General features: G+C 35.0%; 16 protein-coding genes. 10 read left to right on the top strand and 6 right to left on the bottom strand.

Annotation, left to right across the window (positions count from 1 at the left end; genetic code table 11):
• Positions 1 to 85: 85 nt before the first annotated feature.
• On the top strand, positions 86 to 283 hold the full coding sequence (locus tag A3EE_RS0109320; RefSeq protein ID WP_018343178.1) for a hypothetical protein: 198 nt from the start codon (positions 86 to 88) through the stop codon (positions 281 to 283).
• A 33-nt stretch (positions 284 to 316) separates the two neighbouring features.
• On the opposite strand, the gene A3EE_RS0109315 is transcribed toward A3EE_RS0109320, so the two are convergent.
• The 3 genes from A3EE_RS0109315 to hemW are packed head-to-tail and all read right to left on the bottom strand — an operon-like array spanning position 317 to position 3,529.
• Positions 317 to 1,969, bottom strand: coding sequence for a M1 family metallopeptidase (locus A3EE_RS0109315; RefSeq protein WP_018343177.1), 1,653 nt, complete (start codon positions 1,967 to 1,969; stop codon positions 317 to 319).
• Positions 1,970 to 1,972: 3 nt separating this feature from the next.
• The gene (locus A3EE_RS0109310) at positions 1,973 to 2,341 is read right to left on the bottom strand and encodes a hypothetical protein (RefSeq protein WP_018343176.1); all 369 of its coding nucleotides are present in this window, start codon (positions 2,339 to 2,341) and stop codon (positions 1,973 to 1,975) included.
• A gap of 60 nt (positions 2,342 to 2,401) precedes the next feature.
• A complete protein-coding gene (hemW, locus tag A3EE_RS0109305) occupies positions 2,402 to 3,529 on the bottom strand; it encodes a radical SAM family heme chaperone HemW (RefSeq protein ID WP_026209702.1) in 1,128 nt (375 codons plus the stop codon).
• Between the two features lie 50 nt (positions 3,530 to 3,579).
• On the opposite strand from hemW, the gene A3EE_RS0109300 reads away from it, so the two are divergent.
• From A3EE_RS0109300 to porN, 9 genes are all read left to right on the top strand, one after another.
• Positions 3,580 to 5,298 carry a BamA/TamA family outer membrane protein gene (locus A3EE_RS0109300; protein ID WP_051081608.1) on the top strand — a complete coding sequence of 573 codons (1,719 nt, stop codon included), beginning with the start codon at positions 3,580 to 3,582 and terminating at the stop codon, positions 5,296 to 5,298.
• A 30-nt stretch (positions 5,299 to 5,328) separates the two neighbouring features.
• Positions 5,329 to 6,384, top strand: a complete 1,056-nt coding sequence (locus A3EE_RS0109295; protein ID WP_018343173.1) for a glycosyltransferase family 4 protein — start codon at positions 5,329 to 5,331, stop codon at positions 6,382 to 6,384.
• Positions 6,385 to 6,422: 38 nt separating this feature from the next.
• Positions 6,423 to 7,508, top strand: a complete 1,086-nt coding sequence (locus A3EE_RS0109290; protein WP_018343172.1) for a DUF4271 domain-containing protein — start codon at positions 6,423 to 6,425, stop codon at positions 7,506 to 7,508.
• Positions 7,509 to 7,542: 34 nt separating this feature from the next.
• Positions 7,543 to 8,340 carry a uroporphyrinogen-III synthase gene (locus A3EE_RS0109285; protein ID WP_018343171.1) on the top strand — a complete coding sequence of 266 codons (798 nt, stop codon included), beginning with the start codon at positions 7,543 to 7,545 and terminating at the stop codon, positions 8,338 to 8,340.
• 137 nt (positions 8,341 to 8,477) lie between these two features.
• Positions 8,478 to 9,530 (top strand): type IX secretion system membrane protein SprP, encoded by a 1,053-nt coding sequence (sprP, locus tag A3EE_RS0109280; RefSeq protein ID WP_018343170.1) that lies wholly within the window; start codon positions 8,478 to 8,480, stop codon positions 9,528 to 9,530.
• Positions 9,531 to 9,731: 201 nt separating this feature from the next.
• A complete protein-coding gene (gene porK, locus A3EE_RS0109275; RefSeq protein ID WP_018343169.1) occupies positions 9,732 to 10,766 on the top strand; it encodes a T9SS ring complex lipoprotein PorK/GldK in 1,035 nt (344 codons plus the stop codon).
• 69 nt (positions 10,767 to 10,835) lie between these two features.
• Positions 10,836 to 11,621 (top strand): type IX secretion system motor protein PorL/GldL, encoded by a 786-nt coding sequence (porL, locus tag A3EE_RS0109270; protein ID WP_018343168.1) that lies wholly within the window; start codon positions 10,836 to 10,838, stop codon positions 11,619 to 11,621.
• 57 nt (positions 11,622 to 11,678) lie between these two features.
• Entirely contained in the window at positions 11,679 to 13,277 is a 1,599-nt protein-coding gene (gene porM / locus A3EE_RS0109265) for a type IX secretion system motor protein PorM/GldM (RefSeq protein WP_018343167.1), read from the top strand.
• A gap of 19 nt (positions 13,278 to 13,296) precedes the next feature.
• Complete coding sequence (gene porN, locus A3EE_RS0109260) at positions 13,297 to 14,151, top strand: type IX secretion system ring subunit PorN/GldN (protein WP_018343166.1); 855 nt, start codon at positions 13,297 to 13,299, stop codon at positions 14,149 to 14,151.
• Positions 14,152 to 14,257: 106 nt separating this feature from the next.
• Here the strand turns inward: porN and uvrC are convergent, their stop codons facing one another.
• Genes uvrC through porW form a run of 3 tightly spaced genes read right to left on the bottom strand, consistent with a single transcriptional unit; the run spans position 14,258 to position 20,757 of the window.
• Complete coding sequence (uvrC, locus tag A3EE_RS0109255) at positions 14,258 to 16,057, bottom strand: excinuclease ABC subunit UvrC (protein WP_018343165.1); 1,800 nt, start codon at positions 16,055 to 16,057, stop codon at positions 14,258 to 14,260.
• An 11-nt stretch (positions 16,058 to 16,068) separates the two neighbouring features.
• Positions 16,069 to 18,360 carry a penicillin-binding protein 1A gene (locus tag A3EE_RS20325; RefSeq protein WP_018343164.1) on the bottom strand — a complete coding sequence of 764 codons (2,292 nt, stop codon included), beginning with the start codon at positions 18,358 to 18,360 and terminating at the stop codon, positions 16,069 to 16,071.
• A 30-nt stretch (positions 18,361 to 18,390) separates the two neighbouring features.
• Positions 18,391 to 20,757, bottom strand: a complete 2,367-nt coding sequence (gene porW / locus A3EE_RS0109245) for a type IX secretion system periplasmic lipoprotein PorW/SprE (RefSeq protein WP_018343163.1) — start codon at positions 20,755 to 20,757, stop codon at positions 18,391 to 18,393.
• Between the last annotated feature and the right edge of the window lie 38 nt (positions 20,758 to 20,795).

Raw genomic sequence — 20,795 nt, 5'->3', positions numbered from 1 at the left:
GAGTGAAAAGGGCGGCTTAACTTACTTATTTTGCATAATACATAATTTTGTATGTATATTGTCTATATAACACAACCGTAAAACTATGCTAGCACACTTTATGCTTTTTTCAGAGGCTGATATAGAATACCGTTTTTTAATGGCTACAAATACTATGGTTAAGGAAGAAGCATTGAATCCTCTTACAAACTCAGGCAATAGCAGGCTTAAGCGCGTTACTGCTCGATTCCATAAAATAGGTTTACATGTAGTGAATGCCAAACAGAGAAAAAATAAAAAGTAAAATCAGCAACTCTATTCTAAAAATTTACATCAATCATTTATTGTTTTTGCTATTCGTTAATAAATAATAATTGTAGTTCAGGTTAAAAAAATCTTTAGAGTATTCTTTATTTTTTATATCTATATACTGTATTCCAAGCGAAGGAGTTATATACCGAACTTCTTTAGAGGTTAAATTCAAAGGGATCATCATACGAAAATCAACCTGAGTATTATTCCATTTATAATACACTCGAATATTTTTTTTGTGTTTTTCGGTATAATATTCAAGAATCGGAGGCTTTGCATTATATAAATATTGATTAAAGAACCATGTGTAATCGCTATGGGTAGCGTTATTAATATAAGCAATAACATCTGACGTTTGTACAGTTTTCAATGCTAAATCTTTTTGCATTCCCTTCAGAATCGAAAACCAAAGAGAATCATTTTTTAAAACACTTCTAAATGTGTGAAGTATCCACGCTCCTTTATAGTACATATCAGAGTCTTCCCAGCCTTCATAGTTAACATTTAGCGGACCAACAATCGGAGATTCATTTTTGATTAAAGGTTTATTCAGATTCAAGTAGCGAATAGACATATCATATCCATATATATATTCCACTAATAAATTTTCTGCATAAGTTGTGAAGGATTCATGGATCCACATTTCAGCATGATCTTTCACACTTACGTTATTCCCCCACCATTCGTGTGCACTTTCATGGATAATGATATAATCAAAATCAATTATTTTATTAGAGTAATCATTGCCATATGCTACAGCTCCTTGATGCTCCATACCCCAGTAAGGTGTCTCAACCATTGCATAGCCATCTTTAAAAAATGGATAAGGGCCAAAATACTTCTCGTAGCAGGTTAACATTGGGTGCACTTGCTTAAAATGATTGATTGCTTTTTGTTTATTATAATCTAAAATGTAATAATCAATCGCTAATGAATCTTTATTAATTTGTATATGCGTATCATGTATATGTGCGTAATGCGCAATGTTACACGTAACATTGTAACTATTTATCGGGTAATTAACTTTCCAGTTATAGGTTATAGTCTGTGGACCTTTATTGGGCGTGTTCGATATTGTTGATTCAAGTGTACCATTGCCCACTGCTGTTAACGTAGAAGGCACTGTATAATGTATACGCATACTGTCGGGCTCATCACTCAAATGATCTTTCATTGGCCACCATAAACTTGCGCCAATACCCTCGCATGCGACGCCCACCCACGGACGTTTTAAACTGTCTTGTGTAAATACCCAGCCACCATCCCAAGGAGCTTTTTTTGCAATGATTGGATTGCCTTCGTAGAAAACTGTAACAACGTGAGATTCATTTTTAATTAATTCAGTTGGAAAGAAAACAAAAAAAGCATTACCTTCTCTTTTATACGCAAGCTTTGTCTTGCCTGAAAAAACAGAATCAATAATTAAGTTGCTAAAAAGATCTAATTGAATTTGAGAAGTATTAGACACTACATTGAAAAAAATATCATTTGAACCCTGAATAAATTTATTAGTAATATCAACCTTCAACGATAAGTTATAATAGGTAACATCAAAACACGTGCGATTAATAGATAAGCCGCCTCTTAACGAGTCTTGATGTGTATATATTTTTTGTGAATAGGAAGAATGTATGGTACAGAAAAAACCAATAAATAAAAAAACAATGAACCGATGCATGACTTATTTTTTACGAATAAGATTCAATAAATCTTTTTGAATGCCCCAGTCATGCGCAATTTTTAGCATGGCTGTAGCCTCCATTTCACTGATAAACCCCTTTTTTACCGAAGCTTGCCAAACAGTGCTTAAATACCAAAGTTTTTTCTCTGGTGTTATGCTATCTATTGCATCTTTAAACCAAGTTTGAATTTTTTCATGGGCGCTATAATAATCATTATCAAGCATTGTATAAGCCCAGTTTAGTTCTTCTTCAGCCCCATATTGATTTGCTAAATCTGCCAATAATTCTTTTTCACCTTCATCAAGTCCATGATAGTTGAAAATAATTAAATGCAGCAAGAGTAATATTTTCTTTTCTTCGGATAACATAAAAGTACGAACGCTCTACTACAAAGTTAAAAAAACGTATTAGTTTTCAAAGGATTTTATTTAAACCATCAATCTCAGAGTTATCTCATCTGCAAGGAGTTTGCCTTTTGTTGTTAATTTGTAAATATCATTTTCTTTGACAATAAAACCATTTTGACAGAACGAATCTAATAATTGGTTGATTTTTAACAAATTTACAGATTTGAATAGGGCAATTTCTTCTTGCTTGATTCCCCATTTTGTTCGCAATCGCGTTAAAATATACTCATTATATTGATCGTCTTCACTTAACGATTCTACAGTATAAACACTTCCAAAGGAGGGGGTGTTAAGATATTTAATATATAATGGGTTACTGCTGATATTATATTGTCGGGTTTCTCCATTATAAGAATGTGCTCCCGGGCCAATTCCAATATAGGGCGTTCGTTTCCAGTAGCTACTATTATGTTTGGATTCAAAAGTCGGCTTGCAGAAATTCGAAATCTCGTACTGCTCATACCCTGCATCTTTCATGGCCTCCATCAAAATCAGCATGTGTTGTTCAATTGTTTCTTCGTTATTTAAATCAATAAGTCCCTTTTCAACCAGGTTTCCTAAGGCAGTCTTCTCTTCAATCGTTAAACAATAGGTCGAAACATGAGTAATATTTAAGCCAATGGCTGTATTGATCTCCTTTCGCCATGCTGTTGCATCCAGATTTGGCAGGCCATAGATTAAGTCTATTGAAATATTGTCGAATCCATATTCCTTGGCGAGTACAATGCTATTCAAAGATTCCGCACTGGTATGATTTCTATTCATCCATTTTAAATAGTGATCTTGAAAGCTTTGAACTCCTATACTAAGCCGGTTAATGCCAAATGCTTTCCATGAGGCTAACGAGTTAGAGCTAATATCTTCGGGGTTTGCCTCTAAAGTAATTTCTGCTGTTTTTGATAGGGTGTAGTGAGCTTGGATAGATTGGAATATACTGGACAATTGATCAGTGTTCAGTAGCGACGGTGTTCCTCCTCCAAAATAAACAGTTTCGACAATGGGGTTATTCAGATAATGTTTTTTTTTCTCCAATTCTAAACAAATAGAATCGATCATTTTATTTATGTCTTTCATAGATGTCGAAAAATGGAAGTTGCAATAATTACAAGCTTTATGGCAATATGGTATATGTATATATATGCCCGACATCGTTAGTATAAATAATGGGTTTGTTACTATCTTTCGTAAAAATAAGTCATTTGCACAAACTATTTACCATATTAGGAATACTTCTTTGTACGGCAACAAACGCATTGGGACAAGATTGGTCATTAAATATTTATAATGATGATGCATCTGAAAATTTCAAGCCGGTTAAATACGAGCATGTATTAAGAGATTCATTGGGGGTATTGAGAGAAATACATGTATACATTCTAAAATTACATGAACTGTCATTTTTAGAAGCGGCGATGGATTCGGTCGTATACAAGAATAAACAAGTGGAAGCTTTTGTGCATGTTGGATCCAAACATAACTGGAGTATTCTGCATAGCGGCAATGTACCTGATGAATATCTTTACAAATCCGGGTACAAGCAAAAGTTTTATTCTAAAACACGATTTAGTTATAAAGAGCTGGCATCACTGGAAAATAGAATTATTAAATATTCTGAAAATAGTGGCTTCCCATTTGCACGCATTGAATTAGATTCTATACAACTGACAGAATCATATTTTAGTGCAACATTGGATTATCAATCCGGCCCGCTCATACGCTTTGATACCGTAGCACTTGTCGGATCAGCAAGGGTTAAAAGAAAATATATAGAAAGTTATTTGGGCATTACACCAGGTGCGCTGTATAATCAGCAAAAGGCTCAAAATCTGGAACGTCAACTAAAACAATTACAATACTTAAAGGTAGTAAAGGCGCCGGAAATTTTTTTCTCAGCCGGCAAGGCCCAGCCTGTCTTATTTGTGAATGTTAGAAAGTGTAATCAGTTAGATGGTTATATAGGGTTTCAACCCAATTCAAGCTCTTCAAAAAAAATGCTTTTGACAGGAGAGTTTAATATGAATTTGAAAAATTTATTGCAATCAGGCAAAGAGTTGTCTGTACAGTGGAAACGGTTTGATGTACAGTCGCAATTATTGAAAACGTCCTATCTACATCCTCGGCTTTTTCATTCTAATATAGATATTAAATTAAATTTTAACTTATTGAAACAAGATACTTCATTTTTAACACTTGACAGGAATGCAGCTATTTACATGGGATTAAATGCAACGTCCAAAATAAAATTTTTTGCAGGTCTTAAATCTAATACAGCCTTAGGTAGCACTCAAACAAATAGCAACGAAGGAAATAATTATGATTTTAAATTTTTCAATTACGGAGTAGGATATACTTTAATGACGCTCGATGATATATTTTATCCAATGAAAGGATGGAACGTTACAATTGATGTTTCAACCGGGAATAAAAAGATACTCAATTACGAATCATTGAGTACTGACATTGCTATTCCAACAAGTGCTATGCAATGGACTGGAGAAACAAGTGTGCAGGCATTTATCCGAGTAGGTAAAAAAGCGACCTTGTTAAATCAATTTCAAGGAGGTACTGTACAAAGTCAAAATTTAGTATTGAGCGACTTGTATAGAGTGGGTGGTTTGAAAACGTTAAGAGGGTTTAATGAGAATAATTATTATGTATCAGACTATGCTATCTATACTCTGGAATACAGATATTTTACAGATGAATCTTCGTATGTAATGCTTTTTGCGAATCAAGCTTATGTCCACAATAAGCTTAATGGTGATTATACCGATTGGCCAATCGGATTTGGAACAGGTATCAGCTTCAGTACAAAGGCCGGGATTTTCCAGTTCATTTATGCGCTTGGATATGCAAAAGATCAACCTCTAAGTTTAAATCTTTCAAAAATTCACTTTGGTTTAGTCTCAAGGTTCTAGTTTTTCGTATATCTTGCAAAAAGTTTCAAAATGATTTTATTTTATTCCATATTAACGTTTTTCTGGGCATTTTTTGTCGCACTCTTTGCAATCCCTTCAATTATTCAGGTTGCCCATAAAAAGCAACTATTAGACATTCCGAGCAACAGAAGATTACATATTACGGACACACCGAGACTTGGGGGCTTAGCAATATTTGCGGGCTTCATATCATCATTAATGCTTTTTGGAGAGATTAATCACAGTATTCAAAAACTTATCGCATCCACAATCATTATTTTTTTTATTGGACTAAAAGATGATATGGTATCAGTGTCAGCTTTTAAAAAATTTTTTGTTCAAATATTGGCAGCCAGTATTATTGTGTTTCTGGGAGATATTCGAATTGGAGATTTTTATGGTTTATTAGGCATAACAGAATTACCAGAAGGTATTAGTTATTTGTTTACGTTAGTTGTAGTACTTGGTATAACAAATGCTTTTAATTTAATAGATGGATTGGATGGATTAGCAGGAACCTTGGCGCTATTGGCTTGCGTGATATATGGAGGAATGTTTTTGTTTTTAGGAGGAGCAGAATATAACCCCGAATTATTAATGTGTTTTTGTTTGGCGGGATCAGTACTCGCATTTTTAAAGTACAATATTTATAAAGCAGAAATATTTATGGGAGATACAGGTTCGCTAATATGTGGGTTTATTATAGCCTTTTTTGCAATTAAGATAATTTCTATAAATCAAGTAACAGGAGGAGATCACGCATCGATGCCTATTTTTGCTATGGCACCTATAGTTTTACCTGTTGCTGATACCTTAAGAGTTTTTGCAATAAGATTATTTAGTGGCAATAGTCCTTTTTCACCTGACAATAATCATTTGCACCATCGATTAAGTAGATTAGGTATAAAATCATTAGGCATTGTGTTTTTGTATTGCGCCTATACAATCTTGAATGTGCTTGTTTTTATTAATTTGAAGAATGTTAATTCTACAATATTGGTGTTTGCAATGTATACAATAATCTTTTTAATTATGTTTGTGGTTGAGTTTCTGTACAACAGAAAAATTAAATTGAACAACTGCTAATGAGATTTATTTTCATAACGATTCTGCTAATTTTCTGCATGAAAAGTAATGCGGAAACAGGTAAATATATTGTCGTTAAAGATTTAAGTAACGATTGGCAGGTATATGATAAATATTACCAATCCTACATTCCATTATTAGATAAGAAAACTTCAATTCAAAACGGAGGTGTTTTTTTACACAATAATATTGGTTCAGAATATTATGTCTCGTTTTATTCGACACGAGGATTAACCTTGTTTGTTGAGAATAAGCTTATTTATAAGCATGCTACAAATAAAGATCCATTCAGGGCTCGCATAGCTGTCCAAAGCATAAGCAAATTTCAATCTCAGGATCAATATTTATTATTGTTTTATAATGCGACATCGCGCTTATACACTGATTCTTTGAGCTTACAGATGCTGCTTCCGAGTACCTACCAAGAAACGAAAGATAGCTGGGCACAAGTTTCTTTACTGCGATCTAATATTTATTATAGAAATGTTTTTATCTTTTCAATTTTATTGTTTTGTGTGATTCTTGTATTGTATAAATTTATTTTCATGAAAGGCCGAACGCTTATTAATATTGGGCTTGACAGAAATACTGAATTATTATTGCTGGATAGAAGTGGAATGATGTCGATAACATTGATTGTTATCAATTCACTCTTATATATGATTATCTATTATATATTACTTAGAGATGATGCAGTATATTTTAATTTCCCATTCAAATTCCCGTTCAGTTCCAGTATTGGCTCATACATTTATTATCTGTTTTCCACATTCGCATTAATGCAGGTTTTGAAAATTATTTATATAAAAGTAATTAATGAATTGACATTCCCTTCAGGTGTTTCGCCGTTACAAAATTACTTACTATTGAATTATTTATTCCAGGCAGGTTTATTTATTCTTCCCGTACTACTTTTTTCAATTGCCTTATTACCAATATCTTATGTTCATCATATGGCAAGCTATGCAACATTATTCTTTTTTATAATACTTGTTATAATTTCATTATTAACAAGTTATATGATTTACTCTAGGTCTGAACTTAGAAATATTTATTTATTTTCGTACATTTGCACCGCTGAAATAGTACCCCTAATAATTGCGTATAGATTTTTATTAGGTTAGCAAAATCAGAAAGGTAAATTCCATTAAGAATACCATGAGTGAAATTAAGGCAAAAGACAAACAGGTAAAAGACAGTAGATTTAAGAAGGTTAGTACCATTCTGGTTTCTCAACCAAAACCAACAGACGATAAATCGCCTTATTATGTGTTGGCTGAAAAATATAATCTAAAAATTGATTTTATCCCTTTTATTCAAATTGAACAGGTTGAGTTAAAAGAATTTAAAAAGCAAAAAATAGACATACTATCTCATACAGCGGTAATATTTACAAGCCGCAATGCGATAGATAATTTTTTTAGAATATGCGCTGAAGCAAAAATTGAAGTGCCAGCTGAAATGAAGTATTTTTGTATTACAGAGCAAACAGCAAACTATTTACAGAAATATATCGTAATCAGGAAACGTAAGATCTTTGTTGGCAAAAAGACAGCAAAGGATTTAGAAGAAGTAATCAAGAAACACAAAGCAGAAAAATTTCTTTATCCATGTTCGGACATAAGAAAAGATGACATGCCAATGTTTTTATCACAAAACGGATTTTCATTTTCTGAAGCGGTTTTTTATAAAACAGTGGCCAGTGATTTATCGCATTTGGCAAATGTTAATTACGACATGATCACGTTCTTTAGTCCTTCAGGTATCAGTTCATTGTATGTAAATTTTCCTGATTTTGAACAGAAGGGGACTAGAATTGCAGCATTTGGGCCAACTACTGCAAAAGCAGTGCTTGACGCAGGCTTAATTTTGGATGTTGAGGCACCTTTGCCAAATGCGCCTTCAATGACGGGAGCAATAGAATTGTATATTAAAAAGGCTAATAATATTAAATAAATACAATTGTTTTACAAAAAAAGGAAAAAAATTGTAACCTTATTCCTTTGAATCATGTATGAATTCTGTAGATTTGTTTAGATTTAGATAAACTTACTGCTATTAATTTCAGTCAATATCAATACATATAACTATATATGAGAAAAATCAGTCGTCTTCTTTTCATTTTTTTAGCAACTCTTTGCTTAGAACTTCCTGCATTTTCGCAGCAAGATGCCCAGTTTAGCCATTATATGTTTAATTCTATGTATTATAACCCTGGTTATGCAGGTTTAGAAGGAAATACTCGTTTCACTGGAATTTTTAGAAAACAGTGGTTAGGTTATTCATCCAGTTCTGATGCACCCGGTGGGACTTCTCCAACAAGTGCAGTAATGACGGCATCAACGTTGCTTCCATTCTTTAAAAAAAGCACAGGGGCAGGTTTAAATTTCTTATATGATTCAAAAGGACCTATCAATACGACTGAATTACAACTTTCATTAGCATATCATTTTAAGATTAAAACAGGCAAATTAGGCGTTGGTTTAAGATCTGGATTTAGATATGAAAATTTAAACAGTAACTGGTATAATGTAATTGACAAAGATGATCCAATATATAAATCATTGATATCAAGCCCTTCAAGTCAAATGAAAGCGGATGTAGCTGCTGGTTTATATTGGCAAACACCTAAATATTATATTGGCGTTAGTGCTTCTCACTTTACCGGAACAAAATATACATACGGAATTGATACCTCAATAGCTTCCAAATTAAGCAGCCATATGTATGCAACTGCCGGATATACATTTAATCTGAGTGGGGGCATGATTAAATTGACTCCAAATGCATTTTTTCAAACAGATACAAAAAACTACACATATTTGTTCGGTGCTATGGTTACCTATAATGACAAATTTTATGGTGGAATCAGTGCTAGAGAGTCTGTTGCAAACAAAGAAGTTACTCAAGGTGGAAGTACAATAGCAAACGATGATATTATTTTCCTTATTGGTATGAATTTAATGAAAAATAAGGAGGGGACGAATGCTTTGAGAATCGGTTATGCATTTGATTATGTAACGAGTGGTACACAGGCTAAAACAAAAACTTCACATGAGATCATGCTATCTTATGTAATTCCTTCACCATGGTTGGCTGCTAAGCCTATTGTTCGTACACCTAGATACAGACAAGAAGAATATTAATTTATTTGCTAACTCATACTATCTGAGTTAGTTATGCAATTAAATAAAAATTGTAGTAAACTTATTATTAATTGCATAAAAATAATAATTGATTAATATTTGCGTTAGTTCAACAAAAATACTAGTTTAGAGATTCTGTTTCGGAAGAAATGGACTTCAGGAAAATACTTTAACGGGAAACAATAAATTAAAATTGGGATTATGAATAAAGTCAGTGTTATCGGAAAGCGCTTTGCGATCTTAGCATCTTTAGCAGGTCTTTTTATGACTCAAAGCTGTAGCAAAGGTCCTACAGATGGAGGAGGAGATCTTATCGGTGTAGAAGGTAGAGAGTCTTGGGTACAAACAGTGCCTTATGGTATGGTTGTATGCCCTTCAGGTACTTTTCACATGGGTCAAGCGGATCAAGATGTTCCTGCAACTCAAATAAACTTAAACAAGCAAGTAACAATTGGTGGATTCTACATGGATGAAACTGAAATTACTAACAATGAGTATCGTCAATTCATGAATGTTATGCTAGAAGATTCTGTAGCTACATTAGGAGAAGACTATATCATGGCTGAACTATATCCTGATACAACAGTATGGGTTAGAGATTTCTCTCACCATATGGGTGACCCAATGATGGAATACTACTATGCACACCCTGCATTTGATGAGTATCCAGTTGTTGGTGTTGACTGGTGGGCTGCGAAATACTTCTGTGAATGGAGAACTCAGCACATGAATAACTGGAGAGCTGAAAACGGTTTATGGCAAATGCCACGTTTCAGATTACCATCTGAAGCTGAATGGGAATATGCTGCTCGTGGTGGTCGTGATATGGCTAAATATCCATGGGGTAACCCGTACATTCGTAACTCAAAAGGATGTATGCTAGCAAACTTTAAACCAGGTAGAGGTAACTATTATGATGATGGATTTATGTATTCATCTCCGGTTGCATCATATTTCTCTAATGATTTCGGTTTGTATGATATGGCAGGTAATATTTCTGAATGGTGTGAAGATGCATATTATGATGCAGCAGTACCTATCGTTTGGGATTTGAATCCAACTTATTACAATGACGATGAAGCTAGAAAAATAATCCGTGGCGGTTCATGGAAAGATATTGCATACTATCTTGAAACAGGTACAAGAACATTTGAATACCAAGATACAGCTAAATCTTATATTGGTTTCCGTACAGTAATGACATACCTAGGTCGTTCTTCTGGTTACGAATTCTAATTTATCCGAGTAATTAATTAAACTGAACATAAACTACAAATTGTTAAACTTTAAACTTTTGTTACTAAAATGAGCAAGAAAGGCGAAAATTTATTAGAAGACGTGATCATGCCTAAGGTATATGGTCTAGGTGCTGCGGTTGTTATTATTGGTGCATTATTCAAAATCATGCACTGGCCATTTGCTGGTCCGATGTTGGTTGTTGGTTTGGGAACTGAAGCAGCTATCTTTGCTATCTCTGCATTCCAAAAGCCTCACAAAGATCCAGAATGGTCTAGAGTATATCCTCAATTAGCAGAAGATTTTGATGGCGATGACGATGAGCCTGCTACTGCTACTGGTACTGTTGCTAAATTAGATGATATGTTGGCTTCTGCTAATATCAACCAATCAGTAATCGGTCGTTTAGGTGAAGGCTTGAATAGCTTAAGCACAAACGTATCTAAAATGGCTGATTTATCTGACGCTACTGTTGCTTCAAGTGAATATACTTCAGCTGTTAGAGGTGCTACTGGTTCATTAAACAAAATGAACGATGCATATTCTAAAACTGCAGAAGCTATGTCAGGTATGGCTAGTGCATCTGTAGATGCTCAAGGTTACCACGAACAAGTTCAAAAAATCACTAAAAACTTAGGTGCATTGAACGCTGTTTATGAAATGGAATTATCTGATGCAAACAATCACTTACGTGCAATGAACAAGTTCTACGCTAACTTGTCTTCTGCAATGGAAAATATGGCTGATGCATCTCGTGATACTCAAGCTTTCAAAGAAGAATTAGGTAAATTGTCTAAAAACTTGACTTCATTGAACGGTGTATATGGCAACATGTTAACTGCAATGAGAGGTTAATTCATACCTGGTAATTAGTTTTAATTATTAAAAATCATCTTATAAAAATATAACTATATGTCGGGAGGTAAAGAAACACCAAGACAGAAGATGATCGGTATGATGTACCTTGTATTGACAGCTTTGTTGGCTCTACAAGTAAGTTCTGCGATCATGGAAAAATTCATCTTCTTAGATGAAAGCTTAATGTACGCTGTTGGTGCAGCAGATAAAAATAACGCTACTACAGTTCAGAAAATCGACAAAGCGGTTGCTGATGGTGGTGGTAAGGATAAAGCCGTTTCAGATAAAGCCGTTCAAGTTAGAACAGCTACAGCTAAAATGATCGACGAGATGAATGGTCTTCGTAAAGAAATGATCATTGCATCTGGTGGTTACGAAGATGACGGTGTAACTTACAAAGGCGGTAAAGAAGAAGAAGCTATTGCTCGTTTAATGGTAGGTACTGAAGGTTCAAAAGGTGGTAAAGCATATGCTCTACAAACTAGCTTGAACAAATTCGGCCAAGAAATTTTACCTGGAATTGTAGGTAAAGACATGCCAAAAGTTAAAATAGCAATGGATGGCAAAGAAGATCCAAAATATGCTAAAAAGCCAGATCAGAAATCTAAAGATTTCGGTAAATTAAACTTTGCTGAAACTCCTTTAGTTGCTGCTCTTGCTGTAATGGCAACGTTTGAATCTGAAGTTAAGAAAATCGAAACTCAAGCGTTAGATTTATTAGCTGCGCAAGTTGGTGCTGCGGATTTGAAATTCGATAACGTGTTCCCTGTAGCTGTTGCTAAATCAAGCACAGTTGCTGCTGGTACTGATTACGAAGCTGATTTATTCTTAGCTGCATCTTCTTCTGCTGTAAATCCTACAATGAAAAGAAATGGTGCTTCGGTACCAGTAGAAAAAGGCAGAGGTAAAATTAAATTCAGAGCAGCAGCTTCTAGCTACGATGCTGAAGGTAATTCAAAACAAAAATGGACTGGTGCTATTACAATCAATACAAAAGGGAAAGATACTACTTTCACTCAAGCATTTGATTATGTAGTTGCTAAACCGGTTATTCAAATCCAATCTGCATCAGTTAACGCACTTTATTTACGTTGCGGAAATGAATTAAGTGTACAAGTTCCTGCATTGGGTGCTACATACAATCCTTCATTTTCAGCATCTGGTGCTACTTTAAAACCAATGGGTAAAGGTTCTGTAGTTGTTATTCCTAACAACCCAACAGGTGTTAAATTGAACGTTGCTAGTGGCGGAAGTCCTATTGGATCTGTTGACTTTAAAGTTAGAGGTATCCCTAAGCCTACAATACAGGTTTTGAGTGGTGGTAAAGAACTTGATCAGAAGAATGGTGTTGCTGCACCAGGTCCAAGATCTATTCAGATCAAAGCGAAAGCTGATGAATCTTTCTCTGCATTCTTACCTAAAGATTCTCGTTATACAGTTACAAAATGGAATGTAATGTTGGCTAGAGGTAAAAGACCTGTAACTCAACAATCTTTCACAACTGAAATGGCTACGTTAAGCAGTATTGCATCGCAAGCTCAAGCTGGTGACCGTTTGATCATTGAAGTTCAGGATGTATATCGTACGAACTTCTTAGGTGAAAAAGAAAAAGTAAACATTGGTACTCCAATCTTTACTGTTCCAATTCAGTAATATTTAAAATATTATACTTATGAATAAATTAAGTGTTATCGTATCCGTTATCTTCTGTGCATTGGCTTCTATAGCTAATGCACAAGAGACACCTGCTAAACAATGGGAAGACCCATATGCTACAGGATTCAATAAATACTCTGTGCGTCCAATTCATACATCAGATATCATGTATAAGAAGACCGTTATCAGAGCATTAGACTTGAGAGAGAAACAAAATTTACCTTTGTTCTCTAGAAACAGAGAATTCTCAAGATTAATAATCGATGCTACATTAGCAGGACTTATTACTCCTTATGCTAATGATTCATTAGGAAATGGTCAACAGTTGTCTATGGATGATTTCAATGCGGCATTAGTTATGCCAAGTGATGCTCCAGCATATACACCTGAAGACACATTGATGATGTTCCAAAACGAAGATTACTCTTATAGAGCAACTTCTGTTGGTGGAGACAAATTCTTCCCTACGGATATTTATCAATTGGAGATTAAAGAAGAATGGTTATTTGACAAACAACGTTCAAGACAATATTTCGATATTGATGCCATCACTCTTTACATCCCTGCTGATAAAAACATCAAAGGTATTCAGTATGTTTTAGCATCGTATTCTTATAAAGAACTTTGTGAAAAGTTGTTTAAGGATAACCCTAAAGCTATCTGGTTCAATCCAGAAAATGAAAGAGAGCATAAAAATCTTGCTGATGCATTTGATCTAAGATTATTCAGCTCTTACATCATTAAGGTTTCAAACCCTAAAGACAGTTATTTAACTGATATTTATGGTGGTGATCAACAAAAAGGTATCATGGCTTCTCAGTGGGCAGCATTTGAACTTTTAGAGTACGAACACAATCTTTGGGAATTTTAATTCTATAACAGATACGATAACCCTGTTATTCATATAAAACAAAAAGAGGTGCTAATAATTTAGCACCTCTTTTTGTTTTATAAAACTTGACAAATAAGAGTTATTTTCAATCTGTTTTAAGGCCTAATTGATCAAATACTTGTTTTGCTTTTGTGGCGCCTACAATTTGTACGAGTTCTGAGAAAGAGGCCTCTTTCATTCTCTTAAAAGATTTAAAATGCAGTAAAATCTTCTTTTGTGTTGCCGGCCCAATGCCTTCTAGTGAAGCAAATTGAGATTTAATCATTGTGTCCGCACTTCTTTTCTGGCGGTGAAATGTAATAGCAAATCGATGGGTTTCATCCCTGATCTGTTGGATTAATTTTAATGATTCGGATTTTTTATCTAAATACAGAGGATCATTATCACCCGGAAAGAAAAGCTCTTCCAGGTTTTTTGCAATGCTTACAATGGGTATCTGTCCGTAAATCCCCAGGTCTTTTAAAGCCTGACAAGCGAACGATAGTTGACCTTTACCTCCATCTATGACAATCAAGTTGGGAAAAGGTATAGCCTCTTCCTGCATGCGCTTATAGCGTCTGTGAACGATCTCATACATGGATGCAAAATCATTCGGCCCCACAACTGTTTTTATATTAAAATGCCTGTAATCTTTCTTAGATGGTTTGCCATTTTTATAACAAACCATAGCCGCAACCGGATTTGTTCCTTGAATATTTGAGTTGTCAAAACACTCAATATGGAGAGGCAGATCTTTCAATGATAGGTCCGCTTGCATTGTTTTTAATATGCGCAATTCGGGTTTCTCTTTCTTATTCTCATCGTATCGGGTAAGTGTATGCCAGGCATTTTTCAAGGACAGGTCGATCAGTTTTTTTTTATCCCCCCTTTGCGGAACGCTTACTTTACAATAGTTGGATAGGATGGGTAATTCAATATTGCAGATTATTTCTTTGCTCGAATCCCAGCCTTGTTCATGAATCATAAACAAAGCATGCATTAATAATTCTTCATCCGTTTCTTCAAGCACAGCTTTCAACTCTATGGTTCTTGTTCGAACAATAGATCCATGAAAGATGCTCATAAAATTCACTGCAGCCCTGTGCTCTCTTTTGACGAAGGTGTAGACTTCTAAATCGTTTATATCCGGATTTACAATCAAGCTACTTTTTTCTAAGCCTGCAACAGAATCAAAGCGCTCTTTTAAGAATTGAGCTTTTTCAAATTGCATCTCTGAAGCTGCCTGATGCATTTTTTCATGGTAATACTTTTTAACAGAAGAAAAATTACCTTTTAGAATATTTCGTACTTGCGAAATCGCTATCTCATATTCTTCTGCACTTTGTTTTCCTTCACAAGGACCTTTACAATTCCCTATGTGATACTCTAGGCAAACTTTAAATTTTCCTGAAGAGACATTTTTAGGGGATAAATTAAGGTCGCATGTGCGAATAAAAAAAGTTTTTCGTAATGACTCAACTAGCGCAACCATAGCACGCCCACTCGTGTAAGGACCGAAAAATTCACCATTCTTTTTTTCGATTTTTCGAGTTGTTATTAGAGTAGGAAAATCTGTAGAGGTTAGACAAATAAAGGGATAGGTCTTATCATCACGAAGCAGAACATTGTATTTAGGTTTGTTCTCTTTAATTAGATTGTTCTCTAACAAAAGCGCTTCGTATTCTGAATTTACTAAAGTATATTCTGCATGATGGATCTTACGAACCATGCTGCGCGTTTTTTGATCTAGATTTTTTTTATTCGTAAAGTAATTCGAAACTCTTTTACGAAGGCTTTTGGCTTTACCAACATAAATCAATTCTTGTTCCTGGGAATAAAACCTATATACACCAGGTGATAAAGGAAGTTCTCTTAATAATGCACGTATAGATTCTTTGTCAAGCATACATTACGCAATCAAAAATCTTGTATTACTTGTTTTTTATTTGTTGGATTTGCGTTGCCCGTATTTGAACGCTGCATGATAGAATCACTCTTAACTTTCTTGCAGTTTATTTCTACACTCAGCGGATTTGCAGGCATTGGAAAACGTTCTTTAACAATACCGGTTTTCGGATCATTATAAACACTATTCATGAAGATAGCCCAGATAGGCATTGCCATTCTGGCTCCTTGACCATCGTTCATACTTCTGAAGTGAATACTTCTATCATCTCCACCAACCCAGACACCCGTTGCAAGCTGTGTTGTAATCCCAACAAACCATCCATCAGAATAGTTTTGAGTAGTGCCGGTTTTGCCACCAATTTCTGCTCCATTCCATAAGAGTCCATATTTATTTAATCCTAAAGCAGTACCACCTTTTTCCTCTGTAGCCCCTTTCAACATGTGAACCATTAAATATGCAGTCTCTTCGCTTAGCGCCTCTCTTCTTTTGGGAACAAACTCCTGCAATACGTTGCCGTTTTTGTCTTCAATCCGGGTAATGAATAGTGGTTCGGTCCAAACACCTTGATTTACGAATGTACTGTATGCGCCTACCATGTCGTATAACGAAACGTCGAATACGCCAAGGCATAATGCAGGTACTGGTTCAAGAGGTGTTGTTATACCCATGCGCTGCGCATAACTTACAACTGCCTGAGGCCCCACTTTTTTAACAAGGTTCGCTGTAATACTGTTGATGGAGTTTGCCATTGCTTTTCGAATTGTAAACATTTCTCCGCTATATACCCCGTCACTGTTTTGCGGTGTCCATGTTTCATTATCAACCCCTGTTTCAAATGTTACAGGCAGATCAGGTAGTTCGTAACAAGGACTATAGCCTAGGTCAAGAGCGGCAGTATATACAAAAGGTTTAAAGGTCGATCCTGGCTGACGTGTCCCTTGTTTTACATGGTCGTATTTGAAATGCTTATGATCAATACCTCCAACCCAAGCCTTGATATAGCCCGAATGCGGATCCATTGAGAGCATGCCTGCATGCAAAAAATGCTTGTAGTAACGAATGGAATCCATTGGACTTAGCATGGTGTCAATCTCACCTTTCCAGCTAAAAATACGCATCGGCAATTTTCGGTTCATCGCTGCCCAGACTTTGACAGTATCTCCATCGTAAATGTCTTTATACATTTTCCAACGTTCTGTTGTTTTTGCTACACGCTCAATGAAATTGGGTATTTCTTTCATCTCTTCATCTCGCCATGGTGTTTTGTTTTTCCAGTAAGTAAAAAATTTGCTTTGAAGGTAAGCCATATGTTCTGCCACAGCAGATTCGGCGTGAGTTTGGATTTTGGAATCGATCGTGGTATAAATTTTTATTCCATCTTCATACAAATCAATATTGCGATCGGCGCACCAGCGCAACAAATATCTTGTTATATAACTTCTGAAATAAGTAGCAGAGCCTTTGTTGTGATTCTCAACTTCATACTTTAAATTAAGAGGTTGGCTTGATAAGGAAGACTGTTGAGCCGCACTTATAAATGAATATTTTTCCAACTGTTCCAACACGGTATTTCTTCTTGCGAGTGCATTGTCCGGATTGTAAATAGGACTGTAATATGTCGGAGCCTTTAAGAGCCCAACAAGCACAGCTGCTTGATTTATAGAAAGACTATCCTGAGGAATACTATAAAATGTTTGAGCCGCCGTTGCAATACCAAATGCATTACTTCCAAAATCTACCGTGTTTAAATACATGGTAATAATTTCTTTCTTTGTATAAGAACGTTCGATCTGAACAGCCGTAATCCATTCTTTTGTTTTATTGATTACAAGTTTTAGTTTGTTATTTGATTTTGACAAACCTCCTTCATATTTTTCGCCTCTAGTTTTAAATAAATTTTTGGAAAGTTGCTGTGATATAGTACTAGAACCACGTTTGTCACCTTTGAACAAATACCATAAAATAGCAAAGCTTCCCTGTAAATCGATACCAGAATGTTTTTCAAATCGAATATCTTCTGTTGCAATAAGTGCATTGATTAAATTTGGAGATATTTTTTCGTAAGAAATATTTGTCCTGTTCTCCCTGTAGTATTTACCAATAATTACGCCGTCTGCTGTATAGAGTTCAGACGATAAATTTGTTTTAGGGTTTTCAAGCGTTTCCAGATTTGGCATTGGGCCGAACCAATCCCCTGTATTGGAGGAGACCATATAAAACCATAGCCACATAAAGGCAAGGCCTGTAATAGATCCAATCCAAAAGAGAGCAATTGTTAAACGGATAATTTTATTTTTCATTCGGTTAAAATTTCAATAAGTTGATCGTACTTACTTTTGTTCCAATGATGGAGGCTCAGCTTGATTCGAGTCAGGCGGAGTTATTTCGGTTGCATCAGCAGGTAGAGGTGAAGCTTTATCCTGTTGTGCTTCACTAGCCTCAGGATCTTTAACGGGTATTACCCCTTTTTGGCCAATCGCTTTCGATAAATCTTCTACTAAAGGCAATAATTTACTTTCAGGAAATTGTTCTGTAAATATTTTTATTTCTTCTTGAGTCTGCTCAGCCGGTTTTCCTGTCTTAACTGTGCAAAGAATTTTAATATACGCCAGCTTATCCAATATATCACTATCCGGATACTTAGCCATAATGCTGGAGGCTACAGAATCAGCAGTAAAGAACTTATTGCTTTTATACAAGTCGTATACATTTCTGTAGTCCGCTTCTGCATTTTTATTAGCAATTTTTGTATCTCTATAATAATTCGGATTGCGAATTAATTTAGAATAAATAGAGTTCGGATGTTTAGTGAATAATAAGTCTTTATAGTATTCAACTTTCTTTGTGTCTTTCTTTTCTTTATATATCAAATATAAATTGTATAACACTTCAGGCTCATATTCGGTTTTAGGATAACGTTCCAATAGTTTGTTGTATGTACGTATGGCACGATCAGTCTCATCTAATTTATGGTTATAAATATTCGCCACTTGAAAAAGTGCATCTTCGATTTTTTTATTCGCTTCAGCTTTTTGTTTGTCGGTGTATGGAATATCTGTTAAATATTTTTTTCGATCTATTTTTAATGTAGTAATGTCACTTTTTTCCCGCTCAGCAATTTTATCAGGATTGCCTTTTGATTTAGTAGTATCTTTCGGCGCATCTGCATCAAAATCTATTACAGCTTCCTTCTTGGATCGGCGCCAATGATCTTGCAGTTTTCTATCTCCCCACTTCCGTGTAAATTCTATTTGACCATCTTTTACTGCTGTTGCATTTGAAAAATACCAACTGACAGCACTTGGGTCTCCATTAGCTATTGCGCCGACAGGTGTATTGGCCGCATTGGCTGCTGCATTGGCAGCATTCTCCTTTTGTTTTTTCAGAGCCAATTGTTTTGCTTGATAAGCAGCTTGCTCTCGAGCAATAATTGTATCAATTAACTTGTTTAATGAGAGAGTGTCTAATTTTGCAACGGCTAATAAACTATCTTGTCGTTTAATAGTATTTATGTGTTTAACAAATTCATCCAGAATTTTTTCACGTTTGGATATAAGCGGATAACGTTTATCTTTTTTATTAAATGTTGCTGCGGTGCTGTCATAATAAGCAGCAGCATTTTCGTAATCTTCTAAATCATCGTAGTAAATTTCTGCAAGTTTTAAATACGTAAAGCCTTTTTGAACTCCTCCGGATTTACTTGCTTGAGATGATTTTTTTAAATATTCAATAGCCTTACTTTTATTTTGCTGCTTGTATTCAAACACGGCCATTTCATAGTATATTTTATCTTTATACTCCTCGTTTTTCGGGTCCTTTAAAAGCTTTGTGTAGTACTTATTTAATTTAGCTTTAGAAGATTCATCATTAACATTTGACACTTGATACAAATTCAGCCGTGCCATGAACAGCATTTCATACGGAGGATTTGATTTAACAACTTTATGATAATTTTTGTATGCAGAAGTATCATTGCCATTCAATTGGTAGGTTTGACCAAGAATGAAATACATTCGAGAGCGAATATCTCTCTTTTTTTGAAGTGGCGCAGCTTCTTCAAGCAAAGGGATCATTTCATCATATCGTTCGTAGATCCTTAAATACTCTGCTTTTGTAACATTGAATAAGGCTTTATTTTTAACAGACAGTTCTTTTTGTTTTTCGATGTGGTCACATACCGTCTTTGCATTGTCGTATTGGCCAGCCGCTATATATGCCCGCATTAAATAGATCAAGCCTTCAGTTTTATCATCGTCGTCTTTGCCATTCGCATTCATGTATTTGTATGTATCCATACCCATCTTGAATTGGCCTTTGTACATACGGCAACGTCCTACTAAAATATAGCTATCATCAACATAGTCGCTATTTTTATGTCTTCTGATAGGTATAGAGGCTTTTTTTATAATATCATCCAATTGTGCACTAAGTCCCTTTGTTTTATTCGTATCCAGAGGTGGAATCGGGTGCAGAATGACGTTGTAATTATCTTCTTTTAAATCATAAACTTTTACTTCAACAAGCTTCATGCGTTCTCTCGCCAAAAAAAAAGCATTGTCTCGTGCTAGTAAATTGTGATATGTTCGTGCTACAAATGAGTTGCTTTCCTGACTACATGAAACCGATGTTACTCCAACAGCTAATAAGAGTAAAAAAAAAGTAAATGGTATTGAAACGAGGTGCTTATTTGTATTCATTTAGTCAAAGATAGTAAAACGTATAAGTTTTAACAGAT

It is taken from the genome of Cytophaga aurantiaca DSM 3654 (genome assembly GCF_000379725.1).
Lineage (GTDB): Bacteria > Bacteroidota > Bacteroidia > Cytophagales > Cytophagaceae > Cytophaga > Cytophaga aurantiaca.
The sequence above is the reverse complement of the archived record's forward strand: the minus strand, read 5'-3'. Positions and strand labels throughout refer to the sequence as shown.

Coding starts and splice junctions, on each gene's coding strand:
- A3EE_RS0109320 (WP_018343178.1), top strand. CDS start 86: ATGCTAGCACACTTTATGCTTTTTTCAGAGGCTGATATAGAATACCGT.
- A3EE_RS0109315 (WP_018343177.1), bottom strand. CDS start 1,969: ATGCATCGGTTCATTGTTTTTTTATTTATTGGTTTTTTCTGTACCATA.
- A3EE_RS0109310 (WP_018343176.1), bottom strand. CDS start 2,341: ATGTTATCCGAAGAAAAGAAAATATTACTCTTGCTGCATTTAATTATT.
- hemW (WP_026209702.1), bottom strand. CDS start 3,529: ATGTCGGGCATATATATACATATACCATATTGCCATAAAGCTTGTAAT.
- A3EE_RS0109295 (WP_018343173.1), top strand. CDS start 5,329: ATGATTTTATTTTATTCCATATTAACGTTTTTCTGGGCATTTTTTGTC.
- A3EE_RS0109290 (WP_018343172.1), top strand. CDS start 6,423: ATGAAAAGTAATGCGGAAACAGGTAAATATATTGTCGTTAAAGATTTA.
- A3EE_RS0109285 (WP_018343171.1), top strand. CDS start 7,543: ATGAGTGAAATTAAGGCAAAAGACAAACAGGTAAAAGACAGTAGATTT.
- sprP (WP_018343170.1), top strand. CDS start 8,478: ATGAGAAAAATCAGTCGTCTTCTTTTCATTTTTTTAGCAACTCTTTGC.
- porK (WP_018343169.1), top strand. CDS start 9,732: ATGAATAAAGTCAGTGTTATCGGAAAGCGCTTTGCGATCTTAGCATCT.
- porL (WP_018343168.1), top strand. CDS start 10,836: ATGAGCAAGAAAGGCGAAAATTTATTAGAAGACGTGATCATGCCTAAG.
- porM (WP_018343167.1), top strand. CDS start 11,679: ATGTCGGGAGGTAAAGAAACACCAAGACAGAAGATGATCGGTATGATG.
- porN (WP_018343166.1), top strand. CDS start 13,297: ATGAATAAATTAAGTGTTATCGTATCCGTTATCTTCTGTGCATTGGCT.
- uvrC (WP_018343165.1), bottom strand. CDS start 16,057: ATGCTTGACAAAGAATCTATACGTGCATTATTAAGAGAACTTCCTTTA.
- A3EE_RS20325 (WP_018343164.1), bottom strand. CDS start 18,360: ATGAAAAATAAAATTATCCGTTTAACAATTGCTCTCTTTTGGATTGGA.
- porW (WP_018343163.1), bottom strand. CDS start 20,757: ATGAATACAAATAAGCACCTCGTTTCAATACCATTTACTTTTTTTTTA.